Consider the following 18,407-nt stretch of genomic DNA (forward strand, 5'->3'; position numbering starts at 1 on the left):
TGAATCCAGGCGGCATTCGTCCGTGCAGGGGAGTTGTCCATGATTGGTCTGGTTCGCGCCGTCACTGTCTGCGCCACGCTGGCGTTCGGCCTCGTCTCGGCTCACGCGGCCGACAAGGCTTTCCGACGGGATGAGCTGGCGGATTCCGCGATCAAGCTCGAGGCGCAGATCAAGAGCGAGGCGGGGCCTGTCGCCAAGAGCGCGGCAACTTTGCGCACCGACGCGGACGCCGCCTTCAAACGGTCCGATTTCCGGGCCGGTCTGCAGACGCTGGGCCAGATCGTGGCGATTGCGCCCGACGACAGCGCTAACTGGCTGCGGCTCGCCAAGACGATCTTCCAGATCCGTCCGGCAACCTCGTCCGAAACCACCTTCTTGCGCGAGCGCGCTGCGACAGCGGCCTATATCGCCTATCAGCGCGCCGGCAATGCCGGCGAGGAGGCCGAGGCGCTGGCCGTGCTTGGCCGGGCCATGGAAGAACGCAAACTGTGGCGCCCGGCACTGGACGCGCTGCGCCTGTCGCTCGAGATGCGCGAGGTCGCCGACGTCCGCGGTCAATACGAGAAGCTGCGCGACGATCACGGCTTCCGGCTGCTCGATTACACAGTGGACTCGGATTCCGCCTCGCCGCGCGCCTGTTTCCAGTTCTCGGAAGAACTCGCCAAGCGGGTCGATTTCGCGCCGTTCCTGGCGCTCGCCGGCAGTGACAAGCCGGCACTGACCTCCGAGGAGAAGCAGCTCTGCGTCGAGGGCCTCAAGCATGGCGAGCGCTACAACATCAATCTGCGCGCCGGCCTGCCATCGACGGTGAAGGAAAGCCTCCCGAAGTCGGCTGAATTCAACATCTATGTGCGCGACCGCAAGCCATTCGTGCGTTTCACCGGCCGCGCCTATGTGCTGCCGCGCACAGGCCAGCAGGGCATCCCCGTGGTCTCGGTCAATACCCAGGCGGTCACCGTCAATGTGTTCCGGATCGGCGATCGCAATCTGATCAACACTGTCATCGGCAGCGACTTCCAGACGGCGCTGAGCAAGTACCAGCTCGACAGCCTCGGCGACGAGCGCGGCATGAAGGTCTGGACCGGCGAGCTGGCCACGGCGTCGACGCTCAATGCCGACGTCACCACGGCATTCCCCGTCGATCAGGCCATCGGCGAGCTGCAGCCCGGCGTTTATGTCATGACCGCGGCGGCCAAGGGTCCGGGGTCTGGCAGTGGCGATGACGACGGCTCGCTAGCGACCCAGTGGTTCATCGTGTCGGATCTTGGTCTCACGGCCTTCTCGGGCAATGACGGCATCCATGTCTTCGTCAATTCGCTCGCTTCGACCGATCCGATGGCCAAGGCCGACGTCCGGTTGGTCGCGCGCAACAACGAGATTCTTGCGACCAGGAAGACCGACGACTCCGGCCATGTGCTGTTCGAGGCGGGGCTCGCCAAGGGCGAGGGCGGTCTGTCGCCGGCACTACTGACGGTAACCAGCGACAAGAACGACTATGCGTTCCTGAGTCTCAAATCGAACGCCTTCGATCTCAGCGATCGTGGCGTCTCCGGCCGTGCGGTTCCTGCCGGTGCCGATGCCTTCGTCTATGCCGAGCGCGGCGTCTATCGTTCCGGCGAGACGGTCTATCTCACCGCGCTGTTACGTGACGGACAGGGCAATGCCGTCACCTCAGGCCCAATGACCCTTGTCGTCGAGCGTCCGGATGGCGTCGAGTTCCGCCGCGCTGTGCTGCAGGACCAGGGTGCAGGCGGTCGCAGCCTGACGCTGCCACTGAATTCGGCGGTTCCAACGGGCACCTGGCGCGTTCGTGCCTTCACCGATCCGAAGGCGCCGTCGGTCGGCGAGACCACTTTCATGGTCGAGGATTACGTCCCGGATCGGATTGAATTCGATATATCTTCCAAGGATAAGCTAATCAAAGCTGATGCTCCTGTAGAACTTAAAGTTGATGGTCACTTCCTCTATGGCGCGCCCGCGTCGGGCCTGCAGCTCGAAGGCGATCTGCTTGTCAGCCCTGCCGCGAACCGCCCAGGATTCGCTGGCTACCAGTTCGGCGTTGCCGACGAGGAAAGTGCCAGCAATGAGCGGACGCCGATCGAAGGCCTGCCGGAGGCCGATGCCAATGGTGTCGCGACGTTCCCGGTCAGCCTCGCCAAGCCGCCGTCCTCGACGCGGCCGCAGGAGGCGCAGATCTTCATCCGCATGACGGAAGCCGGCGGTCGTGCCGTCGAGCGCAAGTTCGTACTGCCGGTTGCGCCCAGTGCGCCGATGATCGGCGTGAAGCCGTTATTCAAGGATAAGAACGTCGCCGAAGGGGATAACGCCGCCTTCGACGTCGTGGTCGTATCGCCCGAGGGAGCCTCGTTGGCACGCAGCGGCCTGCGTTATGAATTGCTCAAAATGGAATCCCGCTACCAGTGGTATCGGCAGAATTCGTCCTGGGACTATGAACCGATCAAATCGACCAAGCGCGTGGCCGATGGCGACCTCACCGTTGCCGCCAATGCTCCGGCCCGTATCTCGCTGCAGCCGCAGCCCGGCCGCTATCGGCTCGACGTGAAATCGAACGAAGCCGACGGCCCGATCACCTCGGTGCAGTTCGATGTCGGCTGGTATTCCGACGGCAGCGCCGATACGCCGGACCTGCTGGAGACCTCCATCGACAAGCCGGAATATCTGTCGGGCGACACCATGATCGTTTCGGTCAATGCCCGCACAGCCGGCCTTCTGACAATCAATGTGCTCGGCGACCGCCTGCTGACGACCCAGAGCATTCAGGTCAAGGAAGGCCAGTCGCAGATCAAGATCCCGGTCGGCAAGGACTGGGGTACAGGCGCATATGTGGTGGCGACGCTGCGCCGACCTCTCGATGCCGCCGCCAAGCGGATGCCCGGCCGTGCCATCGGGTTGAAGTGGTTCGGTGTCGACAAAAAAGCACGCACGCTCGACGTGGCACTGTCGCCGCCCGCGCTGATCCGGCCCAGCACGACGCTGAAGCTGCCGGTGAAACTCGGCGGGCTCAATCCCGGTGAGGACGCCAAGATCGTCGTTGCCGCGGTCGATGTCGGTATTCTCAACCTGACCAATTACAAGCCGCCAGCGCCGGACGATTACTATCTCGGCCAGCGCCGCATGACGTCGGAAATTCGCGACATCTATGGGCAGCTGATCGACGGGATGCAGGGCACACGCGGCCAGTTGCGCACTGGTGGCGATAGTGCCGGGGCGCAGATCGAGGGTTCGCCGCCCACGCAGAAACCGATGGCGCTGTATTCCGGCATCGTCACCATGGCCGCCGACGGCACTGCGCAGATCGAGTTCGAGATTCCGGAGTTCGCCGGCACCGCGCGCGTGATGGCCGTGGCCTGGACCGCGACCAAACTCGGCCGCGCCACCGTGGACGTCACGGTGCGCGATCCCGTGGTGCTCACTGCGACCCTGCCGCGGTTCCTGCTGTCCGGCGACAAGGGCACCATGAGCTTCGACCTCGACAATGTCGAAGGCGCCCCCGGCGACTACACCATCGCCGTAAAGACCTCCGGCCCCGTGAAGGTGACGGGTAATCCGGCCACGACGATCAAGCTCGCCGCCAAACAGCGGACCTCGATGGCACTGGCCATCGATGCATCCGGTGCCGGCACGGCCCAGCTCGATGTCGATATCAAGGGACCGAACGGGCTGACACTGGCTCGGCACTATGTGCTCGACTTCAAGGCGGCCACGCAGGTGCTGGCGCGGCGCTCGATCCGCACGCTGGCGAAGGGCGAGAGCCTGACGCTGACGTCGGACATGTTCTCCGATCTCGTATCGGGCACCGGCGGCGTCTCGCTGTCGGTCAGCCTGTCCACAGCACTTGATGCAGCGACCATCCTGAAGGCACTGGATCGCTATCCCTATGGCTGCTCCGAGCAGATCACCAGCCGCGCGATGCCGCTGCTCTATGTGAACGATCTCGCGGCAGGCGCGCATCTGGCGATGGACACCGGAGTCGATCAGCGCATCAAGGACTCGATCGACAGACTGCTGGCGCGTCAGGGCTCGAACGGCTCGTTCGGCCTGTGGTCGGCGGGCGGTGACGATGCCTGGCTCGATGCTTATGTCACGGACTTCCTGACCCGCGCTCGCGAAAAGGGTTTTGTGGTGCCGGACGTGCTGTTCCGTGCCGCGCTGGACCGCGTACGCAACTCGGTCGTCAATGCTGACGAACCCGAAAAGGACGGCGGTCGCGATCTCGCTTACGGCCTCTATGTGCTGGCCAAGAACGGCACCGCGCCGATCGGCGATCTGCGCTACCTCGCCGACACCAAACTGAAGAACCTGGCGACGCCCATCGCCAAGTCGCAGCTGGCGGCGGCACTGGCGCTGGTCGGTGACCGTGCCCGTGCAGAACGCGTCTACGCGGCAGCGGTTGAGAGCCTCGCGCCGAAGCCGATCATCGAGTTCGGCCGCGTCGACTACGGCTCCGCGCTGCGCGATGCTGCGGCGCTGGTCTCGCTTGCCAGCGAAGGCAATGCGCCGCGTGCAACGCTGACGCAGGCGGTCCAGCGTGTCGAGGCCGCGCGCGGCCTGACGCCGTTCACCTCCACGCAGGAGAATGCGTGGCTGGTGCTGGCGTCGCGTGCGCTGGCCAAGGAAGCCAACACGCTGGCGCTCGACGTCAACGGCTCGGCTGTGAAGACCGCTCTCTATCGCAGCTACAAGGCGGCGGAGATGTCCGGGCAACCGATCAAGATCACCAACACTGGCGATACGCCGGTGCAGGCGGTCGTCTCGGTGTCCGGTTCGCCGATCACGCCAGAGCCGGCGGCATCCAACGGCTTCAAGATCGAGCGCAATTACTTCACGCTCGACGGCAAGCCAGCCGACGTCACCAAGGCGAAGCAGAATGATCGCTTTGCCGTGGTGCTGAAGATCACCGAGGCCAAGCCGGAATACGGGCACATCATGGTGGCCGACTATCTCCCGGCCGGTTTCGAGATCGACAACCCGCATCTGGTGTCGTCGGGCGACAGCGGCACGCTGGACTGGATCGAGGACGGCGAAGAACCCGAGAACACCGAATTCCGCGATGACCGCTTCACCGCGGCCATCGACCGCAAGAGCGACGACAAGGCGGTGTTCACCGTCGCCTATATCGTGCGTGCGGTGTCGCCCGGCAAATACGTGCTGCCGCAAGCCTATGTGGAAGACATGTATAATCCGTCGCGCTACGCGCGGACGGGGACGGGCAGTGTCGAGGTCGCGAAGGCGAAATGAGCGAGGGCACGTCCACACCACACACTCCGTCATCCCCGGGCTTGTCCCGGGGATCCATGTCTTCTTGTGTGGATCGTGGGCAAGACGTGGATGGCCGAGACAAGCCCGGCCACGACGTGAGAAGAGGCTGGTGGCTTATCCGAAAGGCTGTCGCCGCTGCCACCGTAGTTGTGGTCCTGACTGGTGCAGCGACCGCCGCGTGGGTGGCCTCCCTCGGCCCTTTGCCGCTCGACCAGGCTCGCGAAATCTCCACCACCGTTATCGATCGCAACGGCAAACTCTTGCGCGCCTATGCCATGACCGACGGTCGCTGGCGGCTTCCGGTCGATGCGAGGACGTCCGTCGATCCCGGTTATCTCAACATACTGCTCGGCTACGAGGACAAGCGCTTCTACAGCCATCATGGCGTCGATCCGCTGGCGCTCGGCCGCGCCGCGCTGCAGCTCGTCACCCGCGGCGAGATCGTGTCGGGCGGTTCGACCATCACGATGCAACTTGCGCGGCTGATCGAACCACGGCAGCAACGCTCGATATCGGCGAAGATCAGACAAGCCATCCGTGCGCTGCAGATCGAGCGGCAGATGAGCAAGGATCAGATCCTCGATCTCTATCTGGCGCTGGCGCCGTTCGGCGGCAATCTCGAAGGTCTTCGCGCCGCGTCGATCGCCTATTTCGGCAAGGAGCCCAAACGGCTGTCGCTGGCGGAATCTGCATTGCTCGTAGCGCTGCCGCAATCGCCGGAACACCGCCGGCTTGATCGCCATCCCGGCAATGCCCGCGTGGCGCGCGACCGCGTGCTCGAACGTATGGTCGGCGAGGGCAGGGTGTCGGCTGCCGATGCCATGCAGGCGAAATCCGTCAGCGTGCCAAAGCTGCGCAAGCCGATGCCGATCCTGGCGCCGCATTCGGCGGATCAGGCGACATCACTGCACAAGGATCGCTCGATTATCAGGCTCGCGCTCGATGCGGGTATCCAGCGTGCGCTTGAAGGCCTCGCGCGTGATCGCGCGGCGACGCTGGGCAACAATATCTCCATCGGCCTCATCGCTGTCGATAACGAGAGCGGCGACGTGCTCGCCCATGTCGGATCGCCCGACTATTTCGACGATCGCCGCGCGGGGCAGGTCGATATGACCCGCGCGGTGCGCTCGCCCGGTTCGACGCTGAAGCCATTCATCTACGGCCTCGCCTTTGAAGATGGCTTCGTGCATCCGGAAAGCCTGATCGAGGATCGGCCGGTGCGCTTCGGCAGTTACGCGCCCGAAAATTTCGACATGAGCTTTCAGGGCACCGTGCCGGTGCGCAAGGCGCTGCAGCTCTCACTGAATGTGCCGGCTATTGCGCTGCTGGATCGTGTCGGCGCATCGCGGCTGTCGTCACGGCTCAAGCAGGCGGGTGGCAATCTGGTGCTGCCGCCCGGCGAGGCGCCCGGTCTCGCCATGGGCCTCGGCGGCGTCGGCATTACGCTGCAGGATCTCGTGCAGCTCTATACAGGCGTGGCGCGGCTCGGCAGTTCCAAGCCGCTGCGGGAGATCATGCAGGCCAATGGCGGCGACGATCGCGAGCCGTTGCGGTTGATGGATCCGGTCGCAGCCTGGCAGGTCGGCAATGTCCTGATCGGCACGCCGCCACCGGAGAATGCCGCGCATAACCGGATCGCCTTTAAGACCGGCACCAGCTACGGCTATCGCGACGCTTGGTCGGTCGGTTTCGACGGACGCATGACCATCGGCGTCTGGGTCGGCCGGCCCGATGGCGCGCCGGTGCCCGGCCTGGTCGGTCGCACGGCCGCGGCTCCGATCCTGTTCGATGCCTTTGCCCGGACCGGCAAGCTGCCGGCTCCGTTGCCGAAGGCGCCCAAGGGCGTGCTAATGGCCAATAATGCAAAATTGCCGCTGCCGCTGCGTCGGTTCCGCCCGGTCGGCGAGTTGATCCGTACTGGCAGCGATCAGGCCCTGCACATCCAGTTCCCGCTAAACGGTTCCCGGATCGATGCCAGTGGCGGCGAGGGGCAGCTTTCGGCAGTCCCGGTCAAGGTTGCCGGCGGGGTGCTGCCCATGACCGTCCTGGTCAATGGCATGGCCGCCGGGGAACTCGACAGCCGGCGCCAGCGGCTGGTCGATCCGCCTGGTCCGGGTTTCGTCCGGCTGACGGTCATGGACGCCATGGGCACCGCAGACACAGTTGTGGTCAGAATCCAATAAGCACGGGCTAACTGGTTGTCCGGTCGGCGGTTTCAGCGTATGCGACAGGCATGGCCGAGACCTATCCAAGACCCCGATTTGGCGCCCCGCGCGAGCCGAAAACCCGTGTCGATCCAGGCAGCAGACTGGTGCGCGTGCTTGATTTCGTCAGCTCCGGCCATGCCCGCGCAGTCGCGTTCCTAACCATTTGCGGGTTCCTGTTCTTCCTGCCCGGCTTCTTCACTATCCCGCCGATCGACCGTGACGAAGCGCGCTTCGCGCAGGCGACCAAGCAGATGGTCGAGACAGGCGATTTCGTCGACATCCGGTTCCAGGACGAGGTCCGCTACAAGAAGCCGGTCGGCATCTACTGGATGCAGGCGGCCGTGGTCGAGACCGCTGAGGCGCTGGGCTTGCAGAACGCCGAAGTTCGCATCTGGCTCTATCGCGTGCCATCGCTGATCGGTGCCATTGGTGCAGTGTTGCTGACCTATTGGACCGCGCTGGCCTTCCTGGCGCGGCGCGGCGCCGTGCTGGCTGCGTTGATCATGTGCAGTTCGGTCTTGCTCAACGTCGAGGCCCGGCTCGCCAAGACCGACGCCATGCTGCTGCTGACGGTCATTGCCGTGATGGGCGCGATGGCGCGGATTTACCTGGCGTGGCAGCGCGGCGAGGAGGCCGACAAGTCGCGCTGGCAGGAGCCGGCGGTGTTCTGGACGGCCATGGCGATCAGCATTCTGGTCAAGGGCCCGCTGATCCTGATGTTCGTCGGGCTGACGATCATTGCGCTGGCGATCATGGATCGCTCGGTCGCATGGCTGTGGCGATTACGGCCGCTGGTCGGCGTCATCTGGATGCTGTTCCTGGTGCTGCCGTGGTTCGTCGCGATCTTCCTGAAGTCGGGGCAAGCGTTCTTCTCCAATTCGCTCGGTGGCGACATGCTGAGCAAACTGGCTGCACAAGAATCCCACGGCGCGCCTCCGGGCATGTACTTCCTGCTGTTCTGGATCACCTTCTGGCCCGGAGCGCCGCTGGCCGGTATGGCCACGCCGGCGATCTGGCGCGCGCGCCGCGAGCCCGGCGCACAATATCTGCTGGCCTGGCTGATCCCATCCTGGATCGTGTTCGAAGTCGTGATGACCAAGCTGCCGCATTACGTGCTGCCGCTCTATCCGGCGATCGCCATCCTCGTCATCGGCGCGCTTGAACGCCAGGTGCTGGCGCGCAATTGGCTGGCGCGCGGCGCGGCTTGGTGGTTCGCGATCCCGGCGCTAACCGCTGTGGTCGCCGAGATCGGTGCCGTCGCGATCGTCCGCCATCCGGTGTTTCTGGCCTGGCCATTTGCCGCCGCAGCACTGGTCTTCGGCCTGTTTGCCTGGTGGCTGTATGATAACGCCCGCGCAGAACGCTCGTTGCTGAATGCGGTTGTGGCCTCATTGTTCATGAGCGCCGCCTTTTATGGCGTGCTGCTGCCGTCGCTCCGACCGCTGTTTCCGAGTGTGCAGATCGCACGTGCGCTGCGTAACGTGGTCTGCGTCGGTCCCAAGGCTGCGGCAGCGGGATATCACGAGCCGAGCCTGGTGTTCATGACCGGCACATCCACACAACTCACTGATGGTGCCGGCGCGGCGGATTTCCTCGGGCAGGGCAGCTGTCGCTTCGCGCTTGTCGAACTGCGTTCAGAACGCCAGTTCGCGATGCGCGCTGAGGCCATCGGCCTGCGCTACAACATGGCAACCCGCATCGACGGCTATAACTTCTCGCAGGGCAAAGCGATTTCGGTGGCGATCTATCGCTCCGAAGGGACCGAGTAATGGTAGCCCCGGACAAATCGCAGCCACAGACCTATCTGTCGCAACTCGTTGCGCTGGTCTGGCAGTCATTCGCACAGCTCGTTCGCGCACCGTCGCATTCGCGGCGAGCCGAAGCTGCTCGTTATTGGGCGCGCCGTTCGCTGGCGCTTGGCGCCGTGACAGCCGTGATCATCATCGCACTGATGTTCATCGTCGATGCCACCGAGATCGGACTGATGCCGGCGCGGGGCACGGCTGGCCTGTGGCCGCTGCGTATCTTCACTGACTTCGGCAAGGACGAATATGTCCTGCTGGCGTTGTTCGCGTTTATGATCGTTCTGGCCCTGCTGGCGCCGCTGCGGCACGGCACGTCGCGCGCCGTACTTGTCAGCTTCGGCACGCGCATTCAGTACATCTTCCTGTCGGTCGCGCTGTCAGTCTTCGTGGCTGAAATCATCAAAGGCATGCTCGGCCGTGGCCGACCTTTCGTCAGTGGCGCGGCGGATCCTTTCCACTTTTCGCATTTCGCCTGGACGCCGGCCTATGCCAGTTTCCCGTCGGGTCATGCGACCACGAGTTTCGCATTGGCTTTCGCGGTCGCCGCGCTTTGGCCGCGGCTGCGCACGGTGATGATCGTCTACGCTGTCGCCATCTGTGCCAGTCGGCTCGTCCTGCTGGCGCATCATGCCAGTGACGTGGTCGGCGGCGGGCTGGTCGGCTGGATTGGCGCCATGACGGTGCGATACTGGTTTGCGGCCCGACATCTGGCGTTCACCATTCACCAGGACGGCACGATCGCCCCGCTGCCAGGGCCGTCCGCAGGCCATCTCAAAAGGGTTGCCCGCGGGACCGCGGCCCCATAATAAGCGGTCTTCGCCGGGCCGGCTGCGACAAGTTCCCGCAGGACCGCCCTCCAACCATGAGCTCCGATTTGTCCGCTCCCGAAGCTGCCCCCGTCGACGTCTCCATTGTCGTGCCCGTGCGCAACGAGCAGGACAATGTCGCGCCTTTGATCGCCGAGATCACCGCCGCGCTCGACGGCCGCTGGCCCTATGAGATCATCTACGTCAATGACGGCTCCACCGACGCGACGCCAGCACGGCTCGCCGAGTTGATGCAAACGCGCGCCAACCTGCGCCGCATCGACCACGCTGCGTCATCGGGCCAGTCGGCAGCCGTGCGAACCGGCGTGCGCAACGCCCGCGGCGCCATCGTGGCCACGCTGGACGGCGATGGCCAGAACAATCCGGCATTCCTGCCCAACCTGATTTTGGCCATTCAGGATGGCGGCGGACGTGTTGGTCTCGCCGCCGGGCAGCGGGTTGGCCGCAAGGATACCGGCTTCAAGAAAGCCCAATCGAAGATCGCCAATGCCGTACGCAATGCGATCCTCAAGGACGGTACCCGAGATACCGGCTGCGGTCTGAAGGCGTTCCGCCGTGATGTGTTCTTGTCGATGCCTTATTTCGATGGTCTGCATCGCTTCCTCCCGGCGCTGGTGCGTCGTGAGGGCTTCGACATCGCTTATGTCGATGTCACCGATCGGCCGCGCCATTCCGGTGTGTCCAATTATGGTTTTTTCGATCGGCTCTGGATCGGCATCATGGATCTCGCTGGCGTCTGGTGGCTGATCCGCCGCAAGCGTACGACGCCGGTCGCAACCGAGTTCAAATAAATGCTGATTCAATACGGTCAGGCGCTTGGCGACTATATCTACGACGTATTCGTCGCGAAGTTCGATTTCTGGCTCGCCTTTGGTTTGATCGCGCAACTGCTGTTTACCGCGCGCTTTCTCGTGCAGTGGATTTCCAGCGAACGCGCCGGACAGAGCGTGGTGCCAATGGCCTTCTGGTTCTTCTCCATGGCCGGCGGCTTCATGACGCTGATCTACGGCATCGCGAAGCGCGAGCCGGTGATCATCCTCGGCCAGGCCTTCGCCACGGTGATCTATGTCCGTAACATCATGCTGATCATCAAGAACCGCGGCAGCGGATCGAAGACGCTCGAGAGCTGAGCGTCTTCGTCTGGCGTCCTCGCCGATCAAAGCGCCGCGTTGAACGCCGCCAAGCCGCGCTCCAGATCGGCCTTCAGATCATCCACGCTTTCCAGGCCGATATGAAACCGCAGCGCCGGACCGCCGGGCGCCCATGTCGTCGCGCTGCGATAATCCGAGCAGTCGAACGGGATCACGAGGCTCTCGAAGCCACCCCAGGAATAGCCCATGCCGAACAGCTTGACGGTGTCGAGCAGGGCATCGACGGCCTTTTGCGGCGACGGCTTCAGGATGATGCTGAACAGGCCGGATGCGCCTGTAAAGTCGCGCTTCCAGATGGCGTGGCCTGGATGGCTGGGCAAAGCGGGATGCAGCACCTTCAGCACTTCGGGGCGGGTCTCCAGCCACCGGGCCATCTCCAGCGCCGAGCGCTGATGATGCGCGAGGCGCACCGACATAGTGCGTAGTCCGCGCAGCGCGAGGAAGACGTCGTCCGGACCGGCACATGTCCCGAGCAGCCTGATGCCTTCGCTGATCAGCGGCCACGCTGCGTCATTGGCGGAGATGGTGCCGAACATGATGTCCGAGTGGCCGCCGATATATTTGGTCGCCGCCTGGATACTGATATCGACGCCCTGTTCGAGCGAGCGATGATAGAGCGGCGTGGCCCAGGTGTTGTCGTCGAGCACCAGCGCGCCGCGCGCATGCGCAATGCCGGCAATGAGAGGCACATCCGGCATTTCGAAGGATTGTGAGCCCGGCGCTTCGACCAGGACGGCGCGGGTATTCGATTTGAACAGCGCTTCAATGCCGGCGCCGATCAGCGGATCGAAATAGGTGGTCTCGATGCCGTAGCGTGCCAGCATGCCGTTGCAGAAATTGCGTGTCGGCCGATAGGCGCTGTCGCTGACGAGGAGATGATCGCCGGCCTTGAGCACCGATAGCAGGGCGTTCGAGATCGCGGCGAGGCCCGATGGCACGAGCCCCACGCCGGCACATTTCGGGCCTTCCAGTGCCATCAGCGCTTCCTGCAATGCCTTGGTGGTCGGCGTGCCGTGGCGGCCATACTGAAACTCGCCGCGATGCGCGTGGAGGTCGTCGGCGGTCGGATACAGCACCGTGGAGCCGCGCACGACCGGTGGATTGACGAAGCCCCGCTGCGATTTGGTGTCGCGGCCGGCGGTGACGATCACGGTGTCCGTGTCGAGCGAGGTGGTGCCGTGATTATCGTTCGAAGCTGTCATAATGGGGCCGCCGGTCTGCAGGTGTTGCAAGGCCATTGGCATCTGGGTTGCCGAATGGCTGGTTCCGTCACTAAGAGGACACGGCGGATGGCCGTCAACCCCTTGACCCGGCTGGCTGATCGTTCTCTGTTGCGGACCTCGCGATCCCCCGCGGCACGTTGAGGGGCCTGCCGCGAAATCTGCGATTTCCTGCTGATTCGTACGGTCTTTTTAGATCGTCTCTGCTGTCGTTCGCCTTTCCGGTCGGGCCATTCACGGCTATGGAACTGATCCGTAGGCTCGTCATTCAATTCTTTGCGTCGACCGAGCGTCCTGACGTCCCCAAAGAGGCCTTACATGAAACGCGCAACCTTGATGTTCTCTCTCGCTCTTGCCGCCAGTCTGACCGCGCAAGGCGCATCTGCGCAGACGCTCAAGACCGTGAAGGACCGCGGCATGCTGTCCTGCGGCGTCACCCAGGGCTTGCCGGGTTTCTCGGCGCCGGATGACAAGGGCAACTGGGTGGGCTTCGACGTCGACCTGTGCCGCGGCATCGCGGCGGCGATCTTCAACGATGCTACCAAGGTGAAATATGTGCCGCTCTCGGCGAAGGATCGCTTTACTGCCTTGCAGTCCGGCGAGATCGACGTGCTGTCGCGCAATACGACCTGGACCCTGTCGCGCGATACGTCGCTTGGCGTGAACTTCGCCGGTATCAACTACTATGACGGCCAGGGTTTTCTGGTCCGCAAGGCGCTCAAGGTGAATTCGGCACTCGAGCTGAATAGCGCCTCGATCTGCCTGCAGACCGGCACCACCAACGAGCAGAATGTTGCCGACTATTTCAAGGGCAACAACATGAAGTATGAAGTGATCGCGTTCTCGACCGCCGACGAGACTATCAAAGCCTATGAGTCGGGCCGCTGCGACGTCTTCACGGCTGATCTCTCGCAACTTTATGCAGAACGCCTGAAGCTCACAGTGCCTGCAGATCATGCCGTGCTCCCTGAGGTGATTTCCAAGGAGCCGCTTGGCCCATTGGTGCGTCATGGCGATGATCAGTGGCTCGATGTGGTGCGCTGGACGCTGTTCGCGATGGTCAATGCCGAAGAGCTCGGGATTACCCAGAAGAACGTTGATGACCAGGCGAAATCCGACAAGCCAGAGCTAAAGCGCATCTTCGGCACCGACGGCAATCTCGGTGAAACGCTGGGCCTCACCAAGGACTGGTTCGCGCGCATCATCAAGGCGACGGGCAATTACGGTGAGGTGTTCGACCGTAATGTCGGCGCAGGCTCGAAGCTCGGGATCTCGCGCGGACTGAACCAGCTCTGGAACAAGGGCGGCATCCAATACGCACCGCCGATCCGCTGAGCGCATCATCGCCCGTGGCGACATCGACCGAAGCCAGAAAACCGCCGCTGCAACTCGTTGCAAAACTGCGACGTGTGCTGGGCGGGCAGGCGGGCTGGAGCGGCTTTGTGCTCCAGGTCGTGTTCGTCGCAGCCCTTGTCTGGATCGGCTATGAGATCGTCGAGAATGCACGCTCCAACCTGGCCGCGCAGAAGATCGCATCCGGCTTCGGATTCCTATCAAATACCGCGGGCTTTGCGGTCAGTCAGGCGCTGATCCCGTATTCGGAATCGGACACCTATCTGCAGGTGTTTTTCGTCGGCCTCGTCAACACACTCGTCGTGTCGCTGATCGGCATATTCTTTGCGACCATCATCGGATTCATCGTCGGCCTCGGCCGGATGTCGCCGAACTGGCTGCTGGCGCGGATCGCAGGCGGCTATGTCGAACTGATCCGTAACCTGCCGCTGCTGTTCCAGATCCTCTTCTGGTATCTCGCCGTGCTCGCCACACTGCCGCAGCCGCGGCAGAGTATCTCGTTGCTGGACAGTTTCTTTCTTAGCAATCGCGGCTTTGGATTGCCGAAGCCGATCGGGACGGAGGCTTTTACGGCGTTCGCGGTCGCTGTGATCGTTGCGATCATCGCCGCGCTGGTGTTGCGCGTTTATGCGCGACAGCAGCTCTTCGCCAAGGGGCGTGTAATAGCCGTCTGGCCGATCACCTTGGGCTTGCTGATCGGTTTGCCGTTGCTGACGGTGCTCGTGCTCGGCAAGCCCGTGACATTCGAGTATCCGGTACTGAGAGGCTTCAATTTCTCAGGCGGCCTGCGTGTGCTGCCGGAATTCGTCGCGCTGACACTAGCGCTCTCGACCTACACCGCCGCCTTCATCGCCGAGATCGTGCGCGCAGGCGTCCAGTCGGTGCATAAGGGACAGGCCGAAGCGGGCGCATCGCTTGGACTTAGCCGGGGTGCAACGCTCCGACTGATCGTGGTGCCGCAGGCGATGCGCGTGATCCTGCCACCGCTGACCAACCAGTATCTCAACCTCACCAAGAATTCGTCGCTGGCTGTTGCCATCGGCTATCCCGATCTGGTCTCGGTCTTTGCCGGGACGACCATGAGCCAGACCGGGCAGGCCATCGAGATCATCGCCATCACCATGGCGGTCTATCTCGTGATCTCGCTGGTCACGAGCGCGCTCATGAGCGTCTATGGCTGGCGGATCTCGCGGAGCATGGGCGCATGAGCGATACCAGCTTCGTTGCAAGAGAACTGGTTGCAGAGCGCGCCGCTCCGGTGCGCAGCACGGGTTTCGTCGGCTTTGTGCAGACACGGCTGCTGAATTCACCGACCAATATTCTGCTGACTGTCATCAGCCTGTTGCTGCTGTGGTTCACCATTGCCCCCACGGTCAAATTCCTGCTGATCGACGCCGTCTGGCAGGGGCAAGACCGCACAGCGTGCCTGCCGGAAAACGTTGGCCACGCCGTTGGCGCCTGCTGGCCGTTCGTGCAGGCCAAGTTCACGCAGTTTATCTACGGCTTTTATCCTGAGTCGGAACGCTGGCGCGTCAATCTCACTTTCCTGCTGGGCGCGCTATTGCTGTTGCCGCTGCTGATCCCGCGTCTGCCCGCGAAGAGCGTGAATGCCGGACTGTTCTTCCTTGCCTTCCCTGTCGTGGCGTTCTTCCTGCTGTATGGCGGTGGCATCAATGGCTTCGGAATCAGTTGGGCCACGGATTTTCTGTCGACCGTCGCGGTCCACATCACGGATGTCGGTCGCCGGCTCAGGGGCATCGGCCTTCTGTCCGATATTGCTGTCATCGGTTATCCGCTTACGCTGATAGGCGACGGCGTCGTAGCATTCGGCGACGGCCTGCAACTCGTCGCGCTGCCGTTTGAGTGGTTACGCAACGAAGGCGTCAATCATGGCAAACCTGTCTGGTTCGAACTGACGACAACCGCCATCATTGTCTCGCTGCTTATGTTCTTGTTGAACGGCCACTTCCGCAGCGGCTGGCGTGCGCTGGCCAACAGTATCTCCGTCTTCGCTGGCATCGCCGTCGTCATCGCCCTGCTGCGGCTTGATCGTGGCGGATTGCCGATCGTCGATACGCGGCTCTGGGGCGGATTGCTGGTGACGCTGGTGGTGTCGATCACAGGCATCGTCACGTCGATGCCGGTTGGCATCGCGCTGGCACTTGGCCGACGCTCGACCATTCCGTTGATCCGGCTGTTCTCGATTGCCTTCATCGAATTCTGGCGCGGCGTGCCGCTGATCACCGTATTGTTCTTTGCGACCTATATGCTGCCGCTGTTCCTGCCGGGCAATTTCACTGTTGATGGGCTGGTGCGCGCGCTGATCGGCATAGCGCTATTCGCTGGTGCCTATAATGCCGAGGTGATCCGCGGCGGGTTGCAGGCGATCCCGCGCGGTCAGGCGGAGGCGGCAAGTGCGCTAGGCCTGTCCTGGTGGAAGACCACGCGTCTGGTGGTGATGCCGCAGGCGCTGCGCCATGTTATTCCCGGCCTCGTCAATAGCTTCATCGCGCTTTTGAAGGATACGTCACTGGTGTCGATCGTGGCGCTGTTCGATTTGCTCGGCCAACTCCGCGCGGCGTTCGCAGATCCGAACTGGTCGACGCCGACGACCTTGTTCACCGGTTTTGCCTTTACCGGCATCATGTATTTCGTGATGTGCTTCGGCATCTCGCGCTATTCGCTATTCGTCGAGCACCGGCTCAATGTGCATCGACGGAGTTGAGGTGACATGTCCGTATCCGTGAATCCCATCGTCTCGGTTGCCGGCCTCAACAAATGGTTCGGCGATTTCCACGTGCTGCGCGACATCGATCTTGCGGTCGGCCGCAGCGAGCGCATCGTGATCTGCGGGCCGTCGGGCTCGGGCAAATCGACGCTGATCCGCTGCATCAATGCGCTGGAGGAGTTTCAGGAAGGCCGCATCACGGTCGACGGCATCGAACTCGGTCCCAACCTGCGCCGCGTCGACGATATCAGGCGTGATGTCGGGATGGTGTTCCAGAGCTTCAACCTGTTTCCGCATCTGACGGTGCTTGAGAACTGCACGTTGGCGCCGATCTGGGTACGGCATATGCCGAAGAAGGACGCCGATGCTGCGGCGATGAAGTATCTGGAGCGGGTGCGCATTCCAGACAAGGCCAATGCCTATCCCGGTCAGCTCTCCGGCGGCCAGCAGCAGCGTGTGGCGATCGCCCGGGCGCTGACGATGACGCCGAAGGTGATGCTGTTCGACGAGCCGACATCGGCGCTGGACCCGGAAATGGTCAAGGAAGTGCTCGACACCATGGTCGATCTTGCCGGCGAGGGCATGACCATGCTTGTGGTCACGCACGAGATGGGCTTTGCCAGGGAAGTCGCCAGCCGCGTCGTATTCATGGATGCCGGGCAAATCATCGAGGCGAATACACCGGACAAGTTCTTCGCCAATCCGCAGCATGCGCGGACGAAGCTGTTTCTGAGCCAGATTCTCCGCTGAGGCTTTGCCTCAGACTTTCTCGAACGGCACCGAGATATTGTTCTTCGTCTCCAGCCATGCCGGCACCGGCAGGTTCTTGCTGCGCATGAAGTCGGGATTGAACAGCTTCGACTGATAGCGGCCGCCGGAGTCGCAGAGAAGGGTGACGATGGTCTTGCCTGGGCCCAAGTCCTTCGCGAGACGGATCGCGCCGGCGATGTTAATTCCGGTCGAGCCGCCGAGACAGAGGCCTTCGTGCTGGAGCAGGTCGTAGATGACGGCGACGGCTTCCTCGTCAGGGATCAAGAAGGCGGTATCGACCTTCGCGGTCTCGATGACCGGCGTCACGCGGCCAATCCCGATGCCTTCCGTGATGGAATCGCCGGGCGTGGACTTGGCTTCGCCATGCTTGAACCAGTTATACATCGCAAAGCCATTTGGATCGGCGCAGGCCGTAACAATGTTGTTGTTCTTTTCCTTCAGGTAGCGGGTCGTGCCGGCTAGCGTGCCGCCGGTACCGACTGCCGAAATGAAGCCGTCCACCTTGCCGGCAGTCTGCTCCCAGATCTCGGGGCCCGTCGATTCATAATGGGCTTTGGCATTGTCGAGATTGTTCCACTGGTCGGCAAACAGAACGCCGTTCGGTTCGGTCTTGCGCAGCTGATCTGCGAGTCGTCGTCCGACATGTTGATAGTTGTTCGGATTGGCGAACGGCAGCGCGGGCACTTCGATCAGTTCGGCGCCGTTGAGCCGCAGCATATCTTTCTTTTCCTGGCTCTGCGTCTCCGGGATCACGATCAGCGTGCGATAGCCGCGCGCGCTCGCCACCACGGCGAGACCGATACCGGTATTGCCCGCAGTCGACTCGACAATGAGACCGCCGGGCTTCAGATCGCCGCGCTTCTCGGCTTCAAGGATCATCCATTTGCCCGCGCGGTCCTTCACCGACTGGCCGGGATTCATGAATTCGGCCTTGCCGAGAATGGTGCAGCCGGTCAGTTCGGATGCGCGCTTCAGCTTGATCAGAGGCGTGTTGCCGATCGCCTCGACGACGTCTTTGTTGAAGGTCATGATGCTGAAATTCTTCGCTCGGGTTGTCGATCTCGC

General features: G+C 62.8%; 12 protein-coding genes. 10 read left to right on the top strand and 2 right to left on the bottom strand.

Annotated features, from left to right (window positions below; all coding sequences use genetic code 11):
* The first annotated feature begins 39 nt into the window (after window positions 1-39).
* Genes AC1DUY_RS01995 through AC1DUY_RS02020 form a run of 6 tightly spaced genes read left to right on the top strand, consistent with a single transcriptional unit; the run spans window position 40 to window position 11,249 of the window.
* Complete coding sequence (locus tag AC1DUY_RS01995) at window positions 40-5,259, top strand: alpha-2-macroglobulin family protein (RefSeq protein ID WP_478111892.1); 5,220 nt, start codon at window positions 40-42, stop codon at window positions 5,257-5,259.
* Window positions 5,256-7,463 carry a penicillin-binding protein 1C gene (gene pbpC / locus AC1DUY_RS02000; protein ID WP_478111894.1) on the top strand — a complete coding sequence of 736 codons (2,208 nt, stop codon included), beginning with the start codon at window positions 5,256-5,258 and terminating at the stop codon, window positions 7,461-7,463. Before AC1DUY_RS01995 ends, pbpC begins: the two co-directional genes overlap by 4 nt.
* Before the next feature lie 50 nt (window positions 7,464-7,513).
* Window positions 7,514-9,256 (top strand): ArnT family glycosyltransferase, encoded by a 1,743-nt coding sequence (locus AC1DUY_RS02005; RefSeq protein ID WP_120289647.1) that lies wholly within the window; start codon window positions 7,514-7,516, stop codon window positions 9,254-9,256.
* Entirely contained in the window at window positions 9,256-10,098 is an 843-nt protein-coding gene (locus AC1DUY_RS02010; RefSeq protein WP_478111896.1) for a phosphatase PAP2 family protein, read from the top strand. The genes AC1DUY_RS02005 and AC1DUY_RS02010 overlap by 1 nt, the downstream gene beginning before the upstream one ends.
* A gap of 56 nt (window positions 10,099-10,154) precedes the next feature.
* On the top strand, window positions 10,155-10,910 hold the full coding sequence (locus AC1DUY_RS02015) for a glycosyltransferase family 2 protein (RefSeq protein ID WP_120289651.1): 756 nt from the start codon (window positions 10,155-10,157) through the stop codon (window positions 10,908-10,910).
* Window positions 10,911-11,249: a lipid-A-disaccharide synthase N-terminal domain-containing protein gene (locus AC1DUY_RS02020; RefSeq protein WP_089264280.1), complete on the top strand. Its 339-nt coding sequence runs from the start codon at window positions 10,911-10,913 to the stop codon at window positions 11,247-11,249. It abuts the gene before it with no gap.
* 26 nt (window positions 11,250-11,275) lie between these two features.
* Here the strand turns inward: AC1DUY_RS02020 and metC are convergent, their stop codons facing one another.
* On the bottom strand, window positions 11,276-12,472 hold the full coding sequence (gene metC, locus AC1DUY_RS02025; protein ID WP_478111899.1) for a cystathionine beta-lyase: 1,197 nt from the start codon (window positions 12,470-12,472) through the stop codon (window positions 11,276-11,278).
* Between the two features lie 336 nt (window positions 12,473-12,808).
* On the opposite strand from metC, the gene AC1DUY_RS02030 reads away from it, so the two are divergent.
* Genes AC1DUY_RS02030 through AC1DUY_RS02045 form a run of 4 tightly spaced genes read left to right on the top strand, consistent with a single transcriptional unit; the run spans window position 12,809 to window position 17,321 of the window.
* Window positions 12,809-13,825, top strand: a complete 1,017-nt coding sequence (locus AC1DUY_RS02030; RefSeq protein WP_093758538.1) for an amino acid ABC transporter substrate-binding protein — start codon at window positions 12,809-12,811, stop codon at window positions 13,823-13,825.
* Window positions 13,826-13,839: 14 nt separating this feature from the next.
* Window positions 13,840-15,051 carry an amino acid ABC transporter permease gene (locus AC1DUY_RS02035; RefSeq protein ID WP_184516721.1) on the top strand — a complete coding sequence of 404 codons (1,212 nt, stop codon included), beginning with the start codon at window positions 13,840-13,842 and terminating at the stop codon, window positions 15,049-15,051.
* Complete coding sequence (locus AC1DUY_RS02040) at window positions 15,048-16,568, top strand: amino acid ABC transporter permease (RefSeq protein ID WP_184516718.1); 1,521 nt, start codon at window positions 15,048-15,050, stop codon at window positions 16,566-16,568. The genes AC1DUY_RS02035 and AC1DUY_RS02040 overlap by 4 nt, the downstream gene beginning before the upstream one ends.
* A gap of 6 nt (window positions 16,569-16,574) precedes the next feature.
* On the top strand, window positions 16,575-17,321 hold the full coding sequence (locus AC1DUY_RS02045; RefSeq protein WP_120289657.1) for an amino acid ABC transporter ATP-binding protein: 747 nt from the start codon (window positions 16,575-16,577) through the stop codon (window positions 17,319-17,321).
* 9 nt (window positions 17,322-17,330) lie between these two features.
* Here AC1DUY_RS02045 and AC1DUY_RS02050 read toward each other — a convergent pair whose 3' ends face one another.
* The gene (locus AC1DUY_RS02050) at window positions 17,331-18,371 is read right to left on the bottom strand and encodes a cysteine synthase A (protein WP_309949045.1); all 1,041 of its coding nucleotides are present in this window, start codon (window positions 18,369-18,371) and stop codon (window positions 17,331-17,333) included.
* Between the last annotated feature and the right edge of the window lie 36 nt (window positions 18,372-18,407).

Source organism: Tardiphaga sp. P4_G1, from assembly GCF_056401215.1.

Bases quoted from the DNA above. Each gene is read 5' to 3' on its own strand.
- AC1DUY_RS02015 (WP_120289651.1), top strand. From the start codon at position 10,155: ATGAGCTCCGATTTGTCCGCTCCCGAAGCTGCCCCCGTCGACGTCTCC.
- AC1DUY_RS02030 (WP_093758538.1), top strand. From the start codon at position 12,809: ATGAAACGCGCAACCTTGATGTTCTCTCTCGCTCTTGCCGCCAGTCTG.
- AC1DUY_RS02040 (WP_184516718.1), top strand. From the start codon at position 15,048: ATGAGCGATACCAGCTTCGTTGCAAGAGAACTGGTTGCAGAGCGCGCC.
- pbpC (WP_478111894.1), top strand. From the start codon at position 5,256: ATGAGCGAGGGCACGTCCACACCACACACTCCGTCATCCCCGGGCTTG.
- AC1DUY_RS02020 (WP_089264280.1), top strand. From the start codon at position 10,911: ATGCTGATTCAATACGGTCAGGCGCTTGGCGACTATATCTACGACGTA.
- AC1DUY_RS02005 (WP_120289647.1), top strand. From the start codon at position 7,514: ATGGCCGAGACCTATCCAAGACCCCGATTTGGCGCCCCGCGCGAGCCG.
- AC1DUY_RS02010 (WP_478111896.1), top strand. From the start codon at position 9,256: ATGGTAGCCCCGGACAAATCGCAGCCACAGACCTATCTGTCGCAACTC.
- AC1DUY_RS02045 (WP_120289657.1), top strand. From the start codon at position 16,575: ATGTCCGTATCCGTGAATCCCATCGTCTCGGTTGCCGGCCTCAACAAA.
- AC1DUY_RS02050 (WP_309949045.1), bottom strand. From the start codon at position 18,371: ATGACCTTCAACAAAGACGTCGTCGAGGCGATCGGCAACACGCCTCTG.
- AC1DUY_RS01995 (WP_478111892.1), top strand. From the start codon at position 40: ATGATTGGTCTGGTTCGCGCCGTCACTGTCTGCGCCACGCTGGCGTTC.
- metC (WP_478111899.1), bottom strand. From the start codon at position 12,472: ATGACAGCTTCGAACGATAATCACGGCACCACCTCGCTCGACACGGAC.